Origin of the sequence: Moritella sp. F3 (assembly GCF_015082335.1) — a bacterium.
In the GTDB taxonomy this organism is placed as follows: Bacteria; Pseudomonadota; Gammaproteobacteria; order Enterobacterales; family Moritellaceae; genus Moritella.
This window is the reverse complement of sequence record NZ_BLRL01000010.1, coordinates 128,772-147,262: the sequence shown is the minus strand read 5'-3', so window position 1 is coordinate 147,262 and position 18,491 is coordinate 128,772. Positions and strand designations below refer to the sequence as shown.

Sequence of the window (18,491 nt, the reverse complement as noted above, 5' to 3'; positions counted from 1 at the left end):
AATAATGGTAATTCATTTACATAATTAACCTTAAGTTAATCAGAGACATCAATCACAATTATTTAACAAGCATGCTGAACAAAACCAAAAATCAGTCATAACAAATACTTATGTGCTATCATTAGTCTTACAACAGTTTTTAAGCCGTAACAACTCTTTAGTAGAGATATCTGTTATTGCAGCGCTAATTAATCAGGTTTGACCAGATAAAATAGTATTGACGTATTACGGTAAAAAATTTAGTAATAGGACACCTTAGTTTTTTAAGGGTACATGGAGTAAGTCATATGTTAACCAAATTAGAACAAGCGCAACAAGCTTGGGGCGGTACGCACAACGCCATTGATCATTGGCTCGAAGAGCGACAAGAACTGATTGTCGATTATTGTAAACTCGAAGGCTTACCCCCGTTTAAAAAAACAGCCGCATTGCCCAGTAAAGATGAACTACAAGCCTTCTGCCAGATTTTAATCGATTATTTATCGACTGGTCACTTCGAAGTTTACGATCAAATCGTTTCTCAATGTGCCGAAAACAGCACTAAAAGCCTATCCCTTGCTCAGGAAATCCAACCGAAGATCGTATTAACAACTGAAGCCTTAGTTGAATTTAATGATAAATACGCGGATGGAAATCAAGACGATGACGCCTTAATTAAATCTTTAGATAATGACATGTCAAAAGTTGGTGAGTTATTAGAACAGCGTTTTGAATTAGAAGACCAACTGCTATATGTACTTGCAACCTATCATCGCGAAGTCGTAGACGCTGAATAATCGCTGCGAATAAATTAAAGAACAAATAGAACATAAATAAAAAGACTAAAATAATAGCCAGCCAATAAAAAACCCATTCACATGCTTACATATGAATGGGTTTTGTCTTTGTAACCTAAAAAACAACCGATAGAAATACAATAACTGAATTGCTCAGCTATCGTATTTTAATACGTCTAATTATTTTTCTTGGCCAGCAATTTCAAGTAATTCAACTTCAAATACGAGTGTTGAATTTGGTGGGATATCTGCGCCAGCACCTTGTGCGCCGTAACCTAATTCAGATGGGATGTATAATTTATATTTACTGCCCACATTCATTAGTGCTACACCTTCAGTCCAACCAGGAATTACACGGTTAAGTGCAAACGTTGCTGGTTCGCCACGTTCAACAGAACTATCAAATACTTTGCCATCTAACAGTGAGCCTGTGTAATGCACAGTTACTGTATCGCTTGGCTTAGCTACATCACCAGTACCCGCTGTTAGTACTTCGTATTGAAGACCAGAGTCCGTTGTTGTGATGCCTTCTTTTTTGCCATTTTCAGCAAAGAAGTTCACTGCGTCTGCTTGTGCTTTTTCACTTTCTACACGTGCAGCTTCAGTTGATAGCGTATTCATTTTTTCGTCATATGCTTTTAATACAGCTTGTAATTCTTCATCAGATAACTGTGTCGTTTCATTTAACGCATCAGTGATACCTTGCACGATGATTGTTTTATCTAATGGTGCACCTAGCTCTTCTTGACGCTTAAGTGGTGCAACTAAGTTACGTGCAACGATTGATCCGATTGCATAAGCTGCTTGTTGATCTTCGCTGTATGCCTTAATGTCTGTTGCTTTATCTGCTTGTGCTTCTTGACCACATGCTGCTAACAGAGATACCGCTGAAGCGAGTACCGTTATTTTAAAAAATTTTTTCATCGAAATACCTAATTAAATAATGCAGTGAAATGTCACAACTACGTTCTTAGTTATACATACCTAAACTACTTCTAAGTTACTTATTCCTAACCGACTAGTTATCATAACTATTTGATGCTTCCATACAAGATATTAACAACTATAAATGCAAAAAATGATAAATCACTCTACTTTACTTAGTTTTACATCTTATCTAGGCTAGTATTTCAGCTCAAATAAATCGACATTACATGTTAAACTTAGTTCATAAAATTAATCCATCGCGGAAAAAAACATGGAAATTCAGCAATTAGAAGAGCGTGTTGAAAACTTAGAAATGAAACTTAGTTTTCAAGATGACACCATCGAACAATTAAATAACGCTATTATTGATCAACAAAAAATACTTGAAGATCAGAAAGTACAGCTGACGTTTTTAATTAGCCGCATCAAAACAATGCAAGTGGGAAGTGGTCTAGCAAGTGAAGCAGACGAAACACCACCACCGCATTATTAATCCGGCGATTGACCGAATCAAATAAAAAAATGGCGCTGCTTTAAACTAAAGTAACGCCATTTTTATTTCAAATTAATCACCAGGATGCAATAATTTAAAATCAACTTACAGTGCAAAGTTTACGAATGGGAAACAAGGAAAAAAACCATTTTCAGCACAATTGATTAACCCAACCTGAACACCTTTAATGTCAGATGTCATATTAAATAAACCGACTTGCACTACTGAATTACTCGACAAGTTAGCCACACCAACATCAACCATGGTGTAACCCTCTGAATAGTTCACCGCACTGATATTTGCACCGGTCACATTATTCGTCACATTAATAAAACCAAGATTAGCACCGGTATCATTGCCGTTATGCCAGTTTAGCAAGCCAAATGATGCACCGGTAAATTCACCGTGAACGCGGTTTGCACCAAGTAACCCCCAGTTAACCCCCGTAACATCTGTCGCTTCAGATAAACCTAACAGCGCAAAGTCCACACCAGTAACACTGACTGCCGCACCATGAAAAACAGTTAAACGAGCACCTTTTACTTCATTTGAAGCTGGCGCACTAAAACCATTTATTGATGAAAACATGACTGGTGCACTCTCTGCCATTGCTGCAGACGACATCATCGTCAAGCCCAATCCAGCACAAACGTTAACTATATTTTTATTCATAATAAGTCCCTTTTTTACATTATTCAGAATTAAGGTATTGCAGCTCTTTATCAATAAACGCTTAAAGCACGTCAAATAAGTACAATTTAATTTCAATATGGTCCATAGACATAGTCTACAAATATAGTACATAAACAGAGTATTACACCTAAATACATGATAATAACTAACATCAAAAGCATTAATCAGACAGTAAGCAAGAAGGTAGTAAATGCGGTATAGCTCTGCGCTAGTTTAGATATCATTCTGAAAGTACTTTGGGATAATTTAGGAATCGTTCAGATATAATTGGGTATGATCAAATAGGGTTAAAATAGCCGGTTATACAGCCAAAAAAAATGCCCGTCACTGTGACTGGCATTCTATATTTAATTAAACTGATAACTCAGCATCACTAATGATTAGTGACCGCCGCAGCAACCGTCTTTTTTCTCTTCTTTTGCGTCGTCAGAACCACAACAGCCACCTTCGTGATCATGGTCGTGTCCGTGGTCATGACCACAGCCTTCAGCGCCATGGATGTGACCATGTTCTAATTCTTCTTCAGTCGCTTCACGGATACCGATAACTTCACCATTAAATTGCAGTGTACGACCTGCAAATGGGTGATTTGCATCAACAACAATAATGTCATCTTCAACAGCAGTTACGATAACGGTACGGTGACCCGCATCAGTTTCAGCACTAAATGCCATACCAGCTTCAACGCCTTCAACGCCTTCGAATAGCTCTGCAGGTACTTCTTGTACTAGCTCAGGATCGTAGATGCCGTAGCCTTGTTCAGGTTCAACTTTAACGTCAAAATCGTCACCTACTTTAAGACCTTCAAGCTCAGCTTCAAGACCCGGAACAAGGTAACCAGAACCCATTAAGAATTCTAGTGGAGATGAATCACGCGTATCATCGATAAGTTCACCTTTATCATCTGTTACGGCGAAGTGTAGTACTACAACTGAGTTTGCTTCAATAAACATATTTATTCTCTATTTCTAAATTAACTATTACAGTTTCCTTTAAGCAAGGTCATTATTAGTCTTGCTTAAAGACCCCTATCATTTGTTCGAAATCGCGGGTGGCGGTATTCACCTCTCCTTCTGCTTGCGCTTGAGTATAGCCACAACTGACACATTCAATTGTTTCTACCCCATTCACTTGAAATAGCTGTATCACATCTATTTCATTGCACGTCGGGCACTTAGCGCCGGCGACAAAGCGTCTTTTCTTCCGTTCAACCACTGCAACCTCCTAGTCTTTTCACGAGCTTAAAGCAGCTTAACAATCCGTTTCAATAAACTGATATTAAGTCTCTTAGCATCGTTTGACTAAGAGTGTACTTTATTCTTAGTACAAATTTCAAAGTTTAACATTTTAAAATGGGCGTAAATCCGCTAAAATCGCCGCAATTATAGTTACTAATAGCCCTCATATGATCATAGCTAGCGATATTGAACTTCTGCGTGGTGGCAAGCCACTTATTACAAATACCAGTGCCAAAATCAACCCAGGTCAAAAAGTTGGCTTAGTCGGTAAGAACGGCTGTGGTAAATCCAGTTTATTTGCCCTTATCCGCCACGAAATCAGTTTGGATAACGGCAGCCTAACCTATCCAACAGGTTGGCAAGTATCAAGTGTGAAACAGGAAACCCCTGCACTCGATCGCAGCGCCCATGATTACGTGTTAGATGGTGATATTGAATTCCGTCAATTAGAAGCGGATCTAGCTCAAGCTGAAGCAGCAGATAACGGCAACAAGATTGCTGAGATCCACGGTAAACTCGATGCGATTGGTGCGTACAGCATTAACGCGCGCTGTTCTGAACTGTTATCAGGCTTAGGCTTTAGTGAAGACAAACAGCAACTGCCAGTACAGAGTTTCTCGGGTGGTTGGCGCATGCGTTTAAACTTAGCCCAAGCACTGTTATGCCGTTCTGACTTATTACTCCTCGATGAACCAACCAACCACTTGGATTTGGATGCGGTTATCTGGTTAGAGAAATGGTTAAAACAGTATGACGGTACATTAATGTTGATCTCGCATGATCGCGATTTCCTCGATGCGATTATTACTAAGATCATTCACGTTGAAGACCAAAAGCTAAACGAATACACAGGTGACTACACCTCATTCGAAAAACAACGTGCAGAGAAACTATCACAACAGCAGTCTATGTTTGAAAAGCAACAGCGTGAAGTTGCCCACATGCAAAGTTACATCGACCGTTTCCGTTACAAAGCATCAAAAGCCAAACAAGCACAAAGTCGTATTAAAGCGATGGAGCGTATGGAGCTGATTTCAGCGGCCAATGCTGATTCACAATTTAGCTTTAGTTTCTTAGAACCTGATGCACTGCCACTGCCGTTGTTAACAATGGAAAACGTGTGCGCAGGTTATGGCGATACCCTTATTCTTGATAACATTAAGTTGAATCTAGTACCGGGTAGCCGTATTGGTTTATTGGGTCGTAACGGCGCCGGTAAATCAACATTAATTAAATTACTGTCTGCTGAGATGGCGCCACTAAAAGGCTCGTTAGAAGTTAATCCGAATTCAAAAATCGGTTACTTTGCCCAGCACCAATTAGAATTTTTACGCTTAGACGATACGCCATTACAGCACATGGTTCGTCTAGCACCCGATAAAACAGAATTAGAACTGCGTAAATACTTAGGTGGTTTTGGTTTCATCGGTGAAAAAGCATTAGATATCGTACGTCCATTTTCAGGTGGTGAAAAAGCACGTTTGGTATTGGCCCTTATCGTATGGCAAAAACCGAACCTGTTACTACTCGATGAGCCAACCAACCACTTGGATTTAGAAATGCGTCACGCGCTGTCAGTAGCCCTACAAGGCTTTGAAGGCGCTATGATTGTAGTATCGCATGATCGTCACTTATTACGCTCTACGACCGATGAGCTGTACTTGGTACACGATAAGAAGGTATTACCGTTTGACGGTGACTTGGATGATTACCATACCTGGTTAGCAGAACAGCAAAAAGTTGAGAAGCAAGCAACGCAAGTGGTTAATACCAGCGCCAACAGTGCACAAGGTAAGAAAGATCAAAAGCGTAAAGCGGCGGAATTACGCAAGCAGACTCAGCCAGTGCGTAAAAACATTGAAAAGCTCGACAAGCAACTTGAAACTTTAGGTGACAAGTTAACTGCCGTTGAAGCCCAGCTTAGTGAAACCAGTATCTACGAAGATCAAAATAAAGCCAAGCTGAAAACCGCATTAAGCGAGCAAGCGAAGTTTGTTGTGGCGATTGAAGAAGCTGAAACCACATGGATGGAATTAAACGAAGAGCTTGAAGAGATGATCGAAGCAAGCGAACAAGCTTAAACGATCCTGTAACCGTAACTATATCCTAAATAGGGGCTGAGTTTGTATCAGCCTCTATTTTTATTTACCCAAACAAACTTTATCAAAACAAATTTTTCCATTGTTCGGTATCAACAAACCAGCGTTCCTCATAAATTTTGTCACCTTCAAATTGGAACAAAACAGATAATTGTGACGCTGCAACTTTATCGGATTTCCACTCCACAATTGAGACAACTTCATTACCCGTTTCAATCTGACGCAATTCAGTGATTTCAAAACCCGGTGGCAACAAACCGCCTAGATTATTTAGCGCCTTACGAAATGTCCGTCGTCCTCTGAGAATATCTTCCTGCCCAGGCATCACAAATGTCATATCATCTGTGTAATCAAGAATTAAAGCATCAAAGTCACCTTTACCTACAAACTCCCAACCACGCTGTACTATGTTCGATAAATTCATTATGACGACCTTCTAAAGGTTTTATATCATTTAACTATAGAGGGCGTTTTGTTACTCGGCACTAGCCATAATGGGATAAAAGTGTGATCTAAAGCTGCTCTAACCACCCTTCACTGTAACCTTGATATTGCTTAGTCTGCAGTAGCAGTAAATTATCTTTCGCTTGGACTTTCTTACCTTGTTCAATTTGACTAACTGCTAATAAAAAACGCCATTTATCGGTTGTTAATAGCGTCTTTTCATCCGTAGTTTTAATATCCACATCTTGCAGCAAATCAACATATGCTGATTCAGCTTCGGACCAGCGAGCTTCTAAATACAATAACTGCGCTTGCTGTTGATCGTGCTTAGCTAATTTAATGCCAGCGCGTTTAGCTTGGGCTAACACATCCAGCGCTTTGCTGCGTTCACGCGCCATTAACCACGCATCACTCAAACCTTTAAAATAAGCTAAATCGAGCGGTAATAATTTTTTATCCGCGCCTTCAATATACACATCAGCCGCTAATCTCGGTTGTTGCTGCTGGAGATATAGCGAGGCTAATACCCGATAACCTTGTGCGGTAAGCAGGCCTTGATTACGGGTGATCGCCAATGTCGATAACGCCGCTTTATTCTGCTCTAGACTAAGGTAGCTATACGCCAAACGTTCCCAATAGTCTTTTGATTGAGGAAAATCGACTACGGCTATTTGCAGGTTTTTATTGAGCTGTTTTGTGTGTTCTAGACGCTGCAATAATGCCAGGAGTAATTGCAGGTAAGATTCTTTTTTCGGCGCTAGCTTATAAGCACGTTTTGACGGCGCTAAAGCAGCGGTTAGCTTGTCTTGTAAATAATACCCTTGCGCTAATAGCGCAGCATTACTGGCTTGTTGATCCTTGGTGATCTTGTAAATTTCACGTTGTTTATCATCAAGCTTGTCCACCAGCGAAAACCACGCATTAAGATGTTGAGTGACGAGTGCCCACGATTTTGTATTGGGGGTTTTATTCGCGCTTGCAGCTAGCTGCGCTGCTAACTGTTGGAATGTTAGTTGCTGTTCAAGTTCTAACGGTAAACTGAGCAGTCGAGAGACGACCTGATAGCTCTCCGTATAACTTCCCTTACTCAACAACACTTGTAGGTGTAAATTACTGGCCAGCAATTGGCGTTCAGCCGAATGCTCAAGTTGCTGCTGATAAAATTCAGCAATATCATTAGTTAAAATTTTATTCGATTCAGCCTTGGCTTTATTTTGCTTATCGTCCTGCGTAGACATCTTCGTGAACGCTGTGGTTAAGGTAACATAACGACTATAAACAGACGGTGGTACTTGCGCTTGTGCTGATGGTAACGACAATAGCATCAATGTTAAAATTGATGCTGATAGTAGCAGCTGCCCCGAAAAAAGTGATGACTGTAATGATAAAAATAGCGACGATCTAAGCTGCTTCATTCTAATTAAGTTCAAAGACCATTCTCCATTTTTTCCATACTTCAGTACCTGCAGGCGCTTTTTCAAACTGCCAGCGGCGCACTGATTTACGCGACACTTTACCGAAATAACCACGGGGGCTTTCTTCGATGATGTTGATCTCTTCACTGCGGCCTTCATCATTAATCAAGATATGTAACAGCACATAACCTTCAATTTTCAGCCGTTTGGCTTTATACGGGTATTGCGGGTTAGTTTTACGTAATACTTTAGCAAAGCCGATTTCAGGCTCGCCAATCACGGCTTGCTCGACATTCGCGACTGCAACAGGTATCACGTCAGCTTGCGGTTGAATATGGCTAGTCACATCAACCAATTGCGGCGATACATCAAAAGTCGGTACCGATAACGCTGGCAAAGTAATACTGCTGTTTAAATTAATATCAGGTGCATCAAAACTTGGTTGCACCGCTTGTGGCAGTGTCGCCATTTCTTGCTGTGGTTTTGGTTCGGGGATCACTTCTAGCTCAGGGCTAATTTCCTGCTCTTCAACACTTGAATCAGTAAATTGACGAAAGTCGATCGCAATAGGCTCTTGTACAGGGGGATTATTGCTGCCAACCGTTAACGAATAAATTAATCCCGCTAAACTGATATTCACAACGACTGCTAGCCCAAACGCTAGTAGCCAGTGGCCCCTACTGCCTCGCTGTTGCGACTGCAACATTGTCCACCCCAGCTAATCTGACTTGATCTAGTACTTCAATTAAACGACCAGTATCGACACTGCGATCAGCATTCAACATCACCGAGGTATGATCGCCACCACTTAATGTTTTCACTCGACTACGTAATTTACGAATATCAACAGGCTCGCCTTCAACCCACACGCCATTTTCGGCATCAATAGACACGACTAAACTCACCGCGCCTTGCATATCATTGGTCGCGCCATCGGGGCGTTTAATATCAATCGCATTCATCTTGTTAAACGATGCGGTAACTAAAAAGAAGATAAGTAAAATAAACACCATATCAATCATAGGTGTTAAATCGACAGTGAGCGCGTCACTGTTGTTTCGACTAAATCGAGTTCTCATTTAAATCCCTTTCACAACTAATTTTTGCGCCAAGTCCAAGGTCAACAAGTTCGCTCGTTTGTTCAAACTATGACAAAAAAACAACCCCGATAAACCCGTTACTAACCCCGCTAAGGTGGTTAATAACGCTTGGGCAATACCACTGCTAAATAGCTCAGATACCCCAAGGCTGTCAGACAATACCGAGAAATTATCAATCATGCCATCAACTGTACCAAGTAACCCTAATAGCGGTAATACCCCAGTTAAGGTTTTAATAAATATAAGTTTGCGCGTAAGCTGGCTTTGTAATTCGGAAATAAAACCATCACGCACCGCCACTGCTAATAAGTGTGATTGACCTTGCCATTCTCTCCACTCTGCTTGGTAATGCTTAGAGAGTCCTGGATATTGAAAAACATACTGTAAATAACAACGGGCTATCGTCCACCACATCACCACCGACAGCAGCATAATGACCCAAAATATCAGCGATGCATCATGAAGAAATTCAATAAACGCCGACATGATTATGAATTACCAGCTGTTTGTTGGTGATGAATTACGACTTGTGCAGTCTGTGATTCATTAACACATAAATTAAGACGTTGTTGACGCTGCGCTAATAAACCTGCACTTTGATGCTCAATCACATGGACAATACTGTCACTTTTACTGGTGAGTAAACTGTGCAATAACATTAATGGCACGGCCGCAATCAAACCAAATTTAGTAGTTAACAAGGCTTGTGAAATACCACTCGATAATACTTGAGGGTCACTATTGCCATAAGCCGTGATAGCTTGAAAAGTTTCAATCATCCCCGCTACGGTGCCTAGCAGCCCTAATAACGGTGCAATCGTTGCCAATACAGCTAACGATCCTAAGCCTTTATGACATTCTGGTAATTCAGCCAAAATGGCTTCATCAAGAAAACGGGCTAATTCATCTGCGTTGCTATTCTCGTGGCGGTCAGAAACACCAATAATACGACCCAATGAATTATCAGTTAGTTTATCTAAATTCTGCTTTTGCGCTTTAATTTTCTTGGCTTCACCAGATAGCACCCATAAACGGAATAAACCGATAACCATACCGATAACGCCAACGGCGACAATAATGAAACCGATAATACCGGCATCAGAAAATATCTGCCACCACACGCGCTCTTCTGTCGCACGTTGCAGTAAACCTCCAGCAGAAGGATCTATTAACGTACTAACAAAGCCATCTTGTACTTGCGAAAACCCAGCAATACGTGCGCTGATATCCGCCGAGTTTGACGGTAATAATTGATAACTTTCACTCGCGGGTTGATACAGCAATGGTCCTTGCGCGGTAAATGCTGTAAACCCAGCAATTTGGGTCACGGCTAATGTTTCTTTACGGCCATCCGCCATTGTGACAGATATCTCAGCGGTCGTGACTTTACTGCTTGCTACCATTTGCTCGGTAAACAGTAGCCATAAATTTTTAATCGCCGCTAAATCTGGTTCATAATTGGCTTCGCTATAAGGAGATAATTGCGTTGAACGTCCTGATAGTGTCGCACTTAATGGGCTTTTATTTAATTGCCCGCGTAGATCTTGGCTAGCACCGCGAAACTCACTGAACACTTTATCCAAATCTGATTTCTCACTATTGGCGAGTTTACGCTTAGCTAAGATCTGTTTGTTGTTACTCGCAATCGCATCTTGTAACTGCGCCATTTTTTGCTGTAAGGCTTGATTACGCTGCGTTTGCTCGGCTAAGTTTGCTTTTTGTGTTGTTAAGTTCGCTTTGAAACGCGTTAATGCGGCGTTATCTATTTGCGTTTCTGCCACATTACTTTGTTTAACTTGTTTTAACAGTTCATCTAATGGCGTTGCGTTAACATCTAACATCAGCAAAGTAAAAACAAGAAAAACATAAGCACTAAAACGCAGCGAGAAAGTCGTTAAGGCTGTGAGAAGTCGAGCCATTATAGTGCCCCCTGCAGTGGTATTTCTATATCCGTATTGAGTGATGCTTCTAACAAGGGCAACGCCAGTAAGGTAGGTACCGTTTTATTATCTGCAACGGCATAAGCTTGTTTCACTTTCGGTAACCAGGATTCAGGTAAGGTTAACCAAGTACGAGTGCTGTTATCCCAATACCCAGCAGTATGCTGATCGGGCGTAAGATAATACAAAGCAACACGGCCAACACGAATAAGTTGCACGGTTCTGTCGGCATCACTTAACGGCAATTGCGCTTGCCATGTTTCGATGGTATCGCCGTATTCGGTTTCGATTTGATAAGCTTCTAAAATGCGGCGGTATTTATCGGCAATCGTAATATTAGGGTTGTCTAATAAGCGATTAAGTTCGGCTAAACGTAATTGACGTTCTTGCCATAAGAAGGGAATATCTTGTTGCACAAACAGGGTAAGTACTTGTACCATCTGCTGCATTAATGGCGTCAATTCCATCCGCGTTTCACGTACGCTCGCCATGTTATTTTCTAAACTGGTTAATAGTTTCAGCTGCTGCGCGACTTGTTTTTCAAGCTGATTGGTATAAGCCGTGAGCACTGCATTTTCACGTAATAAACCGCGATATTCAGCGACGGTTTCACTGGTTTTTTCATCTAATTCAGCAATGTTATTTTGCGTACGCTGTGCTTGTGTCTGTGATTGTTGCTTGCTGCTGATTATATTATCAAGCTCGCTGGTTGCTTGAGCTGGCATCATTAATGCCCCTGCAAGTAACCCGATTGACCAAATTGCTGAATAGTTCATGTTATTCCACTGTTTATTCCGTGATAATTAAATATGTTAGCCGTAATAATTAAATCTGATGATCAAGTACGATATTCTGGGCTAACGAATATACACAACACTAACCTAAATGAGAATCATTATATTTAAGCTAATCGTATTTAGCAATCAAATCGAATATATATGTTAATATTGTACAAATTACTGGTAACCACACTGCAGAGCGAAAATAATGATCATTCCCTATAAGCAATTAGATAAAGATACACTAAATACCCTTATAGAACACTTCGTGTTACGAGAAGGTACTGATTATGGCACCCTCGAGATGTCGATGTCAGAAAAAGTTTGTCAGGTGACCAAGCAACTTGAAACAGGCGATGTGGTCATCGTTTACTCTGAATTACATGACAGCGTTAACATCTTGCCAAAGAGCGAAGTTCTTAAAAACCCACAATAATTGTGCGAATGTTATACTTGATCTAAGACCATTTAACTCGTATAACATAGCACTCATTCATTTAATTCAACTAGTTGGTCGATACAATGTCAGCAAAACATCCTATTATTGCTGTGACAGGTTCATCAGGCGCCGGTACTTCTACCACTAGCTTGGCCTTTGCTCACATGTTCCGTCAAGAAAACATCAAAGCCTCTTTTATTGAAGGTGACAGTTTTCATCGCTACACCCGTCCTGAAATGGATGTTGCGATACGTAAAGCCCGTGAACAAGGCCGACACATTAGTTATTTTGGCCCCGAAGCTAATGATTTTGAGTTACTCGAAAACTTCTTTCAAGACTACGGGCGTGATGGCAGTGGTAAATACCGTCGCTACCTGCATACCTTTGATGAAGCCGTGCCGTATAATTTAATGCCAGGTACATTTACCCCGTGGCAAGAAATTGATGCTGGTACTGATATCTTATTCTATGAAGGTCTACACGGCGGTGTAGCAACCAAAGATAACGACGTGGCGAAACACGTTGATCTACTGATCGGCATGGTGCCGATTGTTAACTTAGAATGGATCCAAAAGTTAGTCCGCGATACTGAAGACCGTGGCCACTCTCGTGAAGCCGTCACAGATTCTATTGTCCGTTCGATGGATGACTACATTAATTTCATTACTCCGCAGTTTTCACGCACGCACATTAACTTCCAGCGTGTACCGTTAGTAGATACCTCTAATCCATTTAGTGCGACGACGATCCCAACGCTAGATGAAAGTTTGGTGGTGATCCGTTTTCAAAGCGTGAAGAATGTCGATTTCCCCTATTTACTGACCATGATTGATGGTTCGTTTATTTCTGGTATCAATACCCTCGTTGTTCCGGGTGGGAAAATGGCGCTAGCGATGGAGCTTATCTGCGCCCCGCTGATCCGCCAGTTATTAGTCGAAGGTAAGATTAGCTAATCTAGAAAGTAGAATATAAAAAGTAACAAATAGGAAGAAAAGGGGGATGCAGTCATACAGCATCCCCCTTTTTGTTATTAAAGCGCTAAGAACAAACTAATAAATAAGGGTGACGCTAGGCTTAATATAAAGCCACTGACAATAGCCAAAGGTACATAACCATTACCACCAGACTTTTGGATCATCGGCAGCGTAAAGTCCATTGCCGTCGCTCCAGCATAACCAATCGCAGTTGATGGGTGTAAGCGGATCAGAGATGGAATAATTAAAATAGCCACCAGCTCACGACCCAAATCGATAATAAATGCCGCGCCACCAAATACCGGCGATAAACCATCGGTGATCAAAATACCAGATAATGAATACCAACCAAAACCAGATGCTAACGCCAAACCATTACTTAATGGTATATCCAATAAAAATGCCGCTAATAAACCGCCAACCCAAGAACTCGTCATCATCACTAACGCGATCTTAATGCCCCAGCTATTGAGTAATATTTCTCTTAATTTCATGCCACTATTACGCAACTGACAACCAATTAACAGCAATAACAATACCAAAGCACCTTCGGTGATGGCATCAATATCAATCAGTTCTGCAGACACAAACAAACCGGCAATAAAACCTGCTGCAATGACAAAAATTAGCTGTACCGATTCTAAAATAAGGTGCCATTTACTTAGTGTCTCACCATCACCTTCCACTGTTTTCGATAAGCGTTTGTCTAGTCCCCACAAAGCCAATAAATTAGCACCAGATACACAAGCCAACACAGTAAAACTGTATAAACCTATGTTCTGAATATTTTGCGCAAAGTTATCCAAATGCGACAAACTAATGCCCATAAAAAATAAGATCACGTACACCATTTTACTGGTGGCAGAGTTAACCCAATGAATATGTTTCTGCTGCGTTAGCGCAACAAAATAGCCCAATACGAGGGGCACGATGACAATCAAAAATCCAGAATACATCTAACGTCTGTCCATGTTTATTAGTGGCCACAATTAAGCAGCAGTTATTAATCGATAGTTATAAGGCAATAGTTATTAAGCAATCATAATTAGGCGACAACACTCACCGCGTTTAGCGACTCATGAAGCATCTCAAACTGCGTGCTATCATTTATCAACAAACACACACGTTCACCTTGCTGCTGGCGCATTTGCGCTTGTGCAGCAAAATCAGCACTTAATGTCGGATAGCGTTCGGCATCACGACGGCATAATTCAATAAACTCAGCCATGCTGTCATGACCGCCGTCCACATATAAAATCACATCTGCTTGTTGCATCAAACGCAGCGCACGTAAACGTAATAGATCCGTTTCATCTGGTAGCTGAATTAAATAAATATCACCAGCAACATCACCCTGTGGGGTTGCTAATTGCAGGTCAAATTCTTGCTGTAATTGCGCTTTATCAGTGGCGAGTGATACTGCTTTAGAGCTAAAGAAGCGTTCCCAGAAACGGCGGCGCTCAGTCACACTATTAAATTGTTGTTTCACACGATCACGTTGCTCACCAGAGAATGCGCCAAGTAATCCCAGCGTTTCTGGTAATAAAGCTTCGAGTTTTTCACGTAAATAACGGATCAATACTGGCGCAGTGCCACCACTAGAGATCGCGATTTGCAACGGAGAGCGGTCGATAATAGAAGGCGTGATAAATTCACATAACTCTTGTTGATCGGCCACGTTAACTAATAAGTTACGTTCGCAGCAATCTTGCCATACTTGCTTATTCAGCACGGTGTTATCGGTTGTTACCCACACCATCGCATAACCACCAGTAAAGTCGTCAAGGTAATGACTGCTGTAACCATCGATGATAGCCATGATTTTGGCACCGTCACTATTACTGTCATGACCACAATAACGCTGCAGGGTGTCATTTAAGCGTGGTGATAAAACCGTGACCTTGGCGCCAGCACTCAATAGTAAGTCAACTTTTCGACTTGCGACTTCACCGCCACCAACGACCAGTACGTTTTTATTATTTACATCCATAAAAATTGGCAAATACTGCATGTTACATCCATTTAAAAGTGCATAAACAGTGGTTAGTATACGGCGCAACCTGCTGATAGTCATCAACATCACGACTATAGAAAATAATTAATTTAGTGGCACAGAAAATGCTTACATTACAGATTGAGTGAAATAGTAGTAATAATGTCACGCGTCAGACAATTTTTTGACTCCGGTCATCAGGAGAAGGTTTATCATGCACGAACTTAAACAGTATATTCAAAATTACAAACAGATAAACATTGCCACCACGTGGTTACTGCTTGCTGCGACATTGGTATTACTATTGCCAACCACTGCACTGTCGGTATCAGGTTTAGAACAATGGGTTACCCAATACCGTGGTTATATTTCGATTATCGTGATTTCTGCGATTGCTTATTTTATTGCCTTATTTCTCGTTCAAGCTGGACAATCAGTGATCGATAAAAAATCAGACAACGAAACCATGTTTAAGATAAACACCATGGTCAAGGTAATGAACACGTCAGAACAAGCGGTCATCCGTGAATTTATTTTCCAAAAGAAAGACATTATTTCTCTGCCATTAGAAATGGCTGCAGTCGCGAATTTAGTCGAAAACTGCATTTTAGTTCCAGCATTAAACAGCCAGGAAATTATTGGTACTGGCAGCAAAATTAAATTATGTATCAATATTAAAGCACGGCCATTACTGGATCATAAAGCCCTTGGTTTCCCAGAAGGGAAAATGACAGAGCTACAAGCAAAAGCATTGAAATCAGCACGACCAGCATTTGCCAAAGAGTTTTACGTTCGTCACTAAAGCTAAAGCGTGACGAATTAACCTGACGCAAGGCCACGAACGTGCACGAAAACGACACTGTAAACTCAACTATAAAACACACGGCAAAGTACATAATCTATCGAACTTTGCCGTGATCATTACAGCGAATGATAATTATCCCGTCTTTTTACAATTCTCTATTCAGATTGCAGCCATAAACGCGTAAACTAGCCCAAAGTAATCCCATTTAGACGTTCATTGTGCTCAGTAGCGATGAATAGTAAGAGGTAACCCGTGTCTATTAAATTTATCGCATCTTCAAAACTACCTACACCTTTTGGTACTTTCACCATGCACGGCTTCGAAGACTCAGAAACAGGTAAAGAGCATGTTGCGCTTACCTATGGTGAGTTAACGAGCGATGAAGTCATTCTAGGACGTATCCATTCTGAATGTTTAACCGGTGACGCACTGTTTAGTTTACGTTGTGATTGTGGTTTCCAACTTGAAACGGCAATGAAAAATATTACTGAAGCAGGCTCAGGTTTTATTCTTTACCTACGTCAAGAAGGCCGTGGTATTGGTCTGTTAAACAAGATCCGTGCGTATAATTTACAAGATGCAGGCGCCAATACAGTTGAAGCGAATGAACAGTTAGGCTTTGCTGCTGATTTACGTAATTATGCAATGTGCGAACCTATGCTTGCTCATCTTGGTGTTAACAAAGTGAAGTTAATGACCAATAACCCAAAAAAATTAGCGGCGATGGAAGAATACGGCGTGAATGTCGTGGCACGTGAGCCATTACAAGTGGGTAAAAATATGCATAACGAGCATTATTTAAAAACCAAAGCAGACGAGCTTGGCCATATGATGACTGAAAAGCATTTCAAAGAAGATTAAGACTTTTTGTATCTATAAAGATTAGACGAAATAACAGCAGCCATTGGCTGCTGTTATACGTTTTACACCATTATTTAAAATAACCGTTTAAAATAAAGATGATTAACAGCCACGTTAAAGCTCGCTTGTGCGCTCAGCTAGATAACCTTCATAATCTGGAATTTCATGCTCATACTTACTGCTAGTATGAATTGAGTCGATAATGAAATCTGCGGTCGCAGGGTTGGTTGCTACAGGAATATTCCATACTGCCGCTAAACGTAATAATGCTTTTACATCGGGATCGTGTGGTACCGCATTCATCGGATCCCAGAAGAAGATCATCATATCAATCTCGCCTTCTGCAATCATGGCACCAAGCTGTTGGTCACCGCCCATTGGGCCGCTGAACAGTGCTTTCACTGGCAGTTCAACATGTTTAGTTAATAACGTTGCCGTGGTACCAGTACCGAACAGGTGATGTTTTTTCAAGATATCTGCACGTGCTTTTGACCAAGCAATTAAATCAGACTTCATGTGATCATGGGCTACAAGCGCGATACGTTTGTTAACTGCCATGCAACGGGTAATTTTTTGCATCAGTGACCTACTGTTAATTTAAAACAATTGAAGATAATGAGGCTGATGATACTACTAAACAAGCGGATATACACGGATGGGAGTCCCAGTTCAGGCTCAGGAATGAGTACCTGAACTGGGTTATTGGTATTACTGTATTTATTACACGATTAACGACGCTTGTCATTAGACTCGTAATTAATGGTCGCCGCCACCAAGTTCTAACAAGGTCGCGTTACCACCAACAGCAGTAATATTGATCGTACGTGTGCGCTCGGTAATAAAACGCAGGATAAAGTGAGTATCCGTGACATACGCTAATGCACTGCCGCTGACTTCAGCAACTAATTGCGCCAATAAACCATCACGCGTTGATAGCGTGCGGTTAATCGTTTGCGCCGTTTTATCATCACCAGTAAAAGCAACACCCGCTACTTTTGGTGATTCAATCAGTGCCGTCAGCTCACTTTCTTCTGCGCCTTGCACAACAAGATCAGGAACACCTGCTGCGTGTAACGTATTAAGTAATACAAACTGCAATGCTTGTTGTGCTTGCGGCAGTGCTAATACCAAGGTATTACCTGCTAACAAGGCTGCACTGATATGACCAACAATGGCATTAATCGTGCTGCTTTGCTCTGCGTCTGTCGCCGCAACAACAAATAAACCACGTCCAGCACTGTAAAGTTCATTCACTTCACCTGTCGGTCCTGGCATTAATTTTTCATCGCCGATAAGCGTGATAGCTTGGTGTTTTTGGTATTTAGCCATTTCACCAGCAAGTTTACCCAGTGCCGCTTCTTGGCTAATAATATCAACCCATTTGCCAATCAACTCTGCACGAGCGATCACACCAAGATCATTCCAACTTGCCCATGCACAAAGGCCAGTTTCAATCAGCTGCTGCGTCTGTACTACTTTATTTTTTACAACCATGGTTTAACTCCTTAATTTACA

At 41.1% G+C, this 18,491-nt stretch carries 22 protein-coding genes; 7 read left to right on the top strand and 15 right to left on the bottom strand.

The genetic code is table 11. The features are described from left to right. Positions 1-287 precede the first annotated feature (287 nt). Positions 288-776 carry a sigma D regulator gene (rsd, locus tag JFU56_RS16305; protein WP_198438328.1) on the top strand — a complete coding sequence of 163 codons (489 nt, stop codon included), beginning with the start codon at positions 288-290 and terminating at the stop codon, positions 774-776. Positions 777-956: 180 nt separating this feature from the next. Here rsd and fkpA read toward each other — a convergent pair whose 3' ends face one another. Further along, positions 957-1,700 carry an FKBP-type peptidyl-prolyl cis-trans isomerase gene (gene fkpA / locus JFU56_RS16300; RefSeq protein WP_019441399.1) on the bottom strand — a complete coding sequence of 248 codons (744 nt, stop codon included), beginning with the start codon at positions 1,698-1,700 and terminating at the stop codon, positions 957-959. Between the two features lie 274 nt (positions 1,701-1,974). Here fkpA and JFU56_RS16295 point away from each other — a divergent pair, with 274 nt between their 5' ends. Next, positions 1,975-2,196, top strand: coding sequence for a SlyX family protein (locus JFU56_RS16295; RefSeq protein WP_101064090.1), 222 nt, complete (start codon positions 1,975-1,977; stop codon positions 2,194-2,196). A 105-nt stretch (positions 2,197-2,301) separates the two neighbouring features. Here JFU56_RS16295 and JFU56_RS16290 read toward each other — a convergent pair whose 3' ends face one another. The 3 genes from JFU56_RS16290 to JFU56_RS16280 all read right to left on the bottom strand — a co-directional run bounded on the left by JFU56_RS16290 (position 2,302) and on the right by JFU56_RS16280 (position 4,104). Beyond that, a complete protein-coding gene (locus JFU56_RS16290; RefSeq protein WP_198438327.1) occupies positions 2,302-2,868 on the bottom strand; it encodes a VC2662 family protein in 567 nt (188 codons plus the stop codon). 401 nt (positions 2,869-3,269) lie between these two features. Beyond that, positions 3,270-3,842 (bottom strand): peptidylprolyl isomerase, encoded by a 573-nt coding sequence (gene slyD, locus JFU56_RS16285; RefSeq protein WP_198438326.1) that lies wholly within the window; start codon positions 3,840-3,842, stop codon positions 3,270-3,272. Positions 3,843-3,897: 55 nt separating this feature from the next. Beyond that, complete coding sequence (locus JFU56_RS16280) at positions 3,898-4,104, bottom strand: YheV family putative zinc ribbon protein (RefSeq protein ID WP_017222587.1); 207 nt, start codon at positions 4,102-4,104, stop codon at positions 3,898-3,900. Positions 4,105-4,294: 190 nt separating this feature from the next. On the opposite strand from JFU56_RS16280, the gene JFU56_RS16275 reads away from it, so the two are divergent. Beyond that, positions 4,295-6,208, top strand: coding sequence for an ABC transporter ATP-binding protein (locus JFU56_RS16275; protein WP_198438325.1), 1,914 nt, complete (start codon positions 4,295-4,297; stop codon positions 6,206-6,208). An 82-nt stretch (positions 6,209-6,290) separates the two neighbouring features. Here the strand turns inward: JFU56_RS16275 and JFU56_RS16270 are convergent, their stop codons facing one another. From JFU56_RS16270 to JFU56_RS16240, 7 genes are all read right to left on the bottom strand, one after another. Further along, positions 6,291-6,650, bottom strand: a complete 360-nt coding sequence (locus JFU56_RS16270; protein WP_198438324.1) for a nuclear transport factor 2 family protein — start codon at positions 6,648-6,650, stop codon at positions 6,291-6,293. 88 nt (positions 6,651-6,738) lie between these two features. Next, positions 6,739-8,100, bottom strand: a complete 1,362-nt coding sequence (locus JFU56_RS16265) for a lipopolysaccharide assembly protein LapB (RefSeq protein WP_198438323.1) — start codon at positions 8,098-8,100, stop codon at positions 6,739-6,741. Further along, on the bottom strand, positions 8,087-8,791 hold the full coding sequence (locus tag JFU56_RS16260) for an energy transducer TonB (protein WP_198438322.1): 705 nt from the start codon (positions 8,789-8,791) through the stop codon (positions 8,087-8,089). Before JFU56_RS16260 ends, JFU56_RS16265 begins: the two co-directional genes overlap by 14 nt. Next, positions 8,763-9,164, bottom strand: coding sequence for a biopolymer transporter ExbD (locus JFU56_RS16255; RefSeq protein WP_198438321.1), 402 nt, complete (start codon positions 9,162-9,164; stop codon positions 8,763-8,765). The genes JFU56_RS16260 and JFU56_RS16255 overlap by 29 nt, the downstream gene beginning before the upstream one ends. Further along, positions 9,165-9,671 carry a MotA/TolQ/ExbB proton channel family protein gene (locus JFU56_RS16250; RefSeq protein WP_198438320.1) on the bottom strand — a complete coding sequence of 169 codons (507 nt, stop codon included), beginning with the start codon at positions 9,669-9,671 and terminating at the stop codon, positions 9,165-9,167. It lies immediately after the preceding gene. A 2-nt stretch (positions 9,672-9,673) separates the two neighbouring features. Beyond that, entirely contained in the window at positions 9,674-11,104 is a 1,431-nt protein-coding gene (locus JFU56_RS16245; protein ID WP_198438319.1) for a MotA/TolQ/ExbB proton channel family protein, read from the bottom strand. After that, positions 11,104-11,901, bottom strand: coding sequence for a DUF3450 domain-containing protein (locus JFU56_RS16240; RefSeq protein WP_198438318.1), 798 nt, complete (start codon positions 11,899-11,901; stop codon positions 11,104-11,106). Before JFU56_RS16240 ends, JFU56_RS16245 begins: the two co-directional genes overlap by 1 nt. 211 nt (positions 11,902-12,112) lie before the next feature. Here JFU56_RS16240 and JFU56_RS16235 point away from each other — a divergent pair, with 211 nt between their 5' ends. Both JFU56_RS16235 and JFU56_RS16230 read left to right on the top strand, forming a co-directional pair. Beyond that, positions 12,113-12,340 carry a YheU family protein gene (locus JFU56_RS16235; RefSeq protein WP_101064100.1) on the top strand — a complete coding sequence of 76 codons (228 nt, stop codon included), beginning with the start codon at positions 12,113-12,115 and terminating at the stop codon, positions 12,338-12,340. Positions 12,341-12,426: 86 nt separating this feature from the next. After that, positions 12,427-13,296, top strand: coding sequence for a phosphoribulokinase (locus tag JFU56_RS16230; RefSeq protein WP_019441387.1), 870 nt, complete (start codon positions 12,427-12,429; stop codon positions 13,294-13,296). Positions 13,297-13,373: 77 nt separating this feature from the next. On the opposite strand, the gene JFU56_RS16225 is transcribed toward JFU56_RS16230, so the two are convergent. Continuing rightward, positions 13,374-14,273 (bottom strand): lysine exporter LysO family protein, encoded by a 900-nt coding sequence (locus tag JFU56_RS16225; protein WP_198438317.1) that lies wholly within the window; start codon positions 14,271-14,273, stop codon positions 13,374-13,376. Positions 14,274-14,362: 89 nt separating this feature from the next. Further along, positions 14,363-15,328: a bifunctional precorrin-2 dehydrogenase/sirohydrochlorin ferrochelatase gene (locus JFU56_RS16220; RefSeq protein WP_198438316.1), complete on the bottom strand. Its 966-nt coding sequence runs from the start codon at positions 15,326-15,328 to the stop codon at positions 14,363-14,365. Between the two features lie 196 nt (positions 15,329-15,524). On the opposite strand from JFU56_RS16220, the gene JFU56_RS16215 reads away from it, so the two are divergent. Together JFU56_RS16215 and ribA are read left to right on the top strand one after the other, a co-directional pair. Beyond that, complete coding sequence (locus JFU56_RS16215; RefSeq protein ID WP_198438315.1) at positions 15,525-16,112, top strand: super-infection exclusion protein B; 588 nt, start codon at positions 15,525-15,527, stop codon at positions 16,110-16,112. A 255-nt stretch (positions 16,113-16,367) separates the two neighbouring features. Next, positions 16,368-16,976, top strand: a complete 609-nt coding sequence (ribA, locus tag JFU56_RS16210) for a GTP cyclohydrolase II (RefSeq protein ID WP_198438314.1) — start codon at positions 16,368-16,370, stop codon at positions 16,974-16,976. Positions 16,977-17,090: 114 nt separating this feature from the next. Here ribA and JFU56_RS16205 read toward each other — a convergent pair whose 3' ends face one another. Together JFU56_RS16205 and JFU56_RS16200 are read right to left on the bottom strand one after the other, a co-directional pair. Continuing rightward, positions 17,091-17,555 (bottom strand): methylglyoxal synthase, encoded by a 465-nt coding sequence (locus JFU56_RS16205; protein ID WP_198438313.1) that lies wholly within the window; start codon positions 17,553-17,555, stop codon positions 17,091-17,093. A 177-nt stretch (positions 17,556-17,732) separates the two neighbouring features. After that, the gene (locus JFU56_RS16200; RefSeq protein WP_198438312.1) at positions 17,733-18,470 is read right to left on the bottom strand and encodes an aldehyde dehydrogenase family protein; all 738 of its coding nucleotides are present in this window, start codon (positions 18,468-18,470) and stop codon (positions 17,733-17,735) included. Positions 18,471-18,491 lie beyond the last annotated feature (21 nt).

Coding starts and splice junctions, on each gene's coding strand:
- rsd (WP_198438328.1), top strand. CDS start 288: ATGTTAACCAAATTAGAACAAGCGCAACAAGCTTGGGGCGGTACGCAC.
- fkpA (WP_019441399.1), bottom strand. CDS start 1,700: ATGAAAAAATTTTTTAAAATAACGGTACTCGCTTCAGCGGTATCTCTG.
- JFU56_RS16295 (WP_101064090.1), top strand. CDS start 1,975: ATGGAAATTCAGCAATTAGAAGAGCGTGTTGAAAACTTAGAAATGAAA.
- JFU56_RS16290 (WP_198438327.1), bottom strand. CDS start 2,868: ATGAATAAAAATATAGTTAACGTTTGTGCTGGATTGGGCTTGACGATG.
- slyD (WP_198438326.1), bottom strand. CDS start 3,842: ATGTTTATTGAAGCAAACTCAGTTGTAGTACTACACTTCGCCGTAACA.
- JFU56_RS16275 (WP_198438325.1), top strand. CDS start 4,295: ATGATCATAGCTAGCGATATTGAACTTCTGCGTGGTGGCAAGCCACTT.
- JFU56_RS16270 (WP_198438324.1), bottom strand. CDS start 6,650: ATGAATTTATCGAACATAGTACAGCGTGGTTGGGAGTTTGTAGGTAAA.
- JFU56_RS16260 (WP_198438322.1), bottom strand. CDS start 8,791: ATGTTGCAGTCGCAACAGCGAGGCAGTAGGGGCCACTGGCTACTAGCG.
- JFU56_RS16255 (WP_198438321.1), bottom strand. CDS start 9,164: ATGAGAACTCGATTTAGTCGAAACAACAGTGACGCGCTCACTGTCGAT.
- JFU56_RS16250 (WP_198438320.1), bottom strand. CDS start 9,671: ATGTCGGCGTTTATTGAATTTCTTCATGATGCATCGCTGATATTTTGG.
- JFU56_RS16245 (WP_198438319.1), bottom strand. CDS start 11,104: ATGGCTCGACTTCTCACAGCCTTAACGACTTTCTCGCTGCGTTTTAGT.
- JFU56_RS16240 (WP_198438318.1), bottom strand. CDS start 11,901: ATGAACTATTCAGCAATTTGGTCAATCGGGTTACTTGCAGGGGCATTA.
- JFU56_RS16235 (WP_101064100.1), top strand. CDS start 12,113: ATGATCATTCCCTATAAGCAATTAGATAAAGATACACTAAATACCCTT.
- JFU56_RS16230 (WP_019441387.1), top strand. CDS start 12,427: ATGTCAGCAAAACATCCTATTATTGCTGTGACAGGTTCATCAGGCGCC.
- JFU56_RS16225 (WP_198438317.1), bottom strand. CDS start 14,273: ATGTATTCTGGATTTTTGATTGTCATCGTGCCCCTCGTATTGGGCTAT.
- JFU56_RS16220 (WP_198438316.1), bottom strand. CDS start 15,328: ATGCAGTATTTGCCAATTTTTATGGATGTAAATAATAAAAACGTACTG.
- JFU56_RS16215 (WP_198438315.1), top strand. CDS start 15,525: ATGCACGAACTTAAACAGTATATTCAAAATTACAAACAGATAAACATT.
- JFU56_RS16205 (WP_198438313.1), bottom strand. CDS start 17,555: ATGCAAAAAATTACCCGTTGCATGGCAGTTAACAAACGTATCGCGCTT.
- JFU56_RS16200 (WP_198438312.1), bottom strand. CDS start 18,470: ATGGTTGTAAAAAATAAAGTAGTACAGACGCAGCAGCTGATTGAAACT.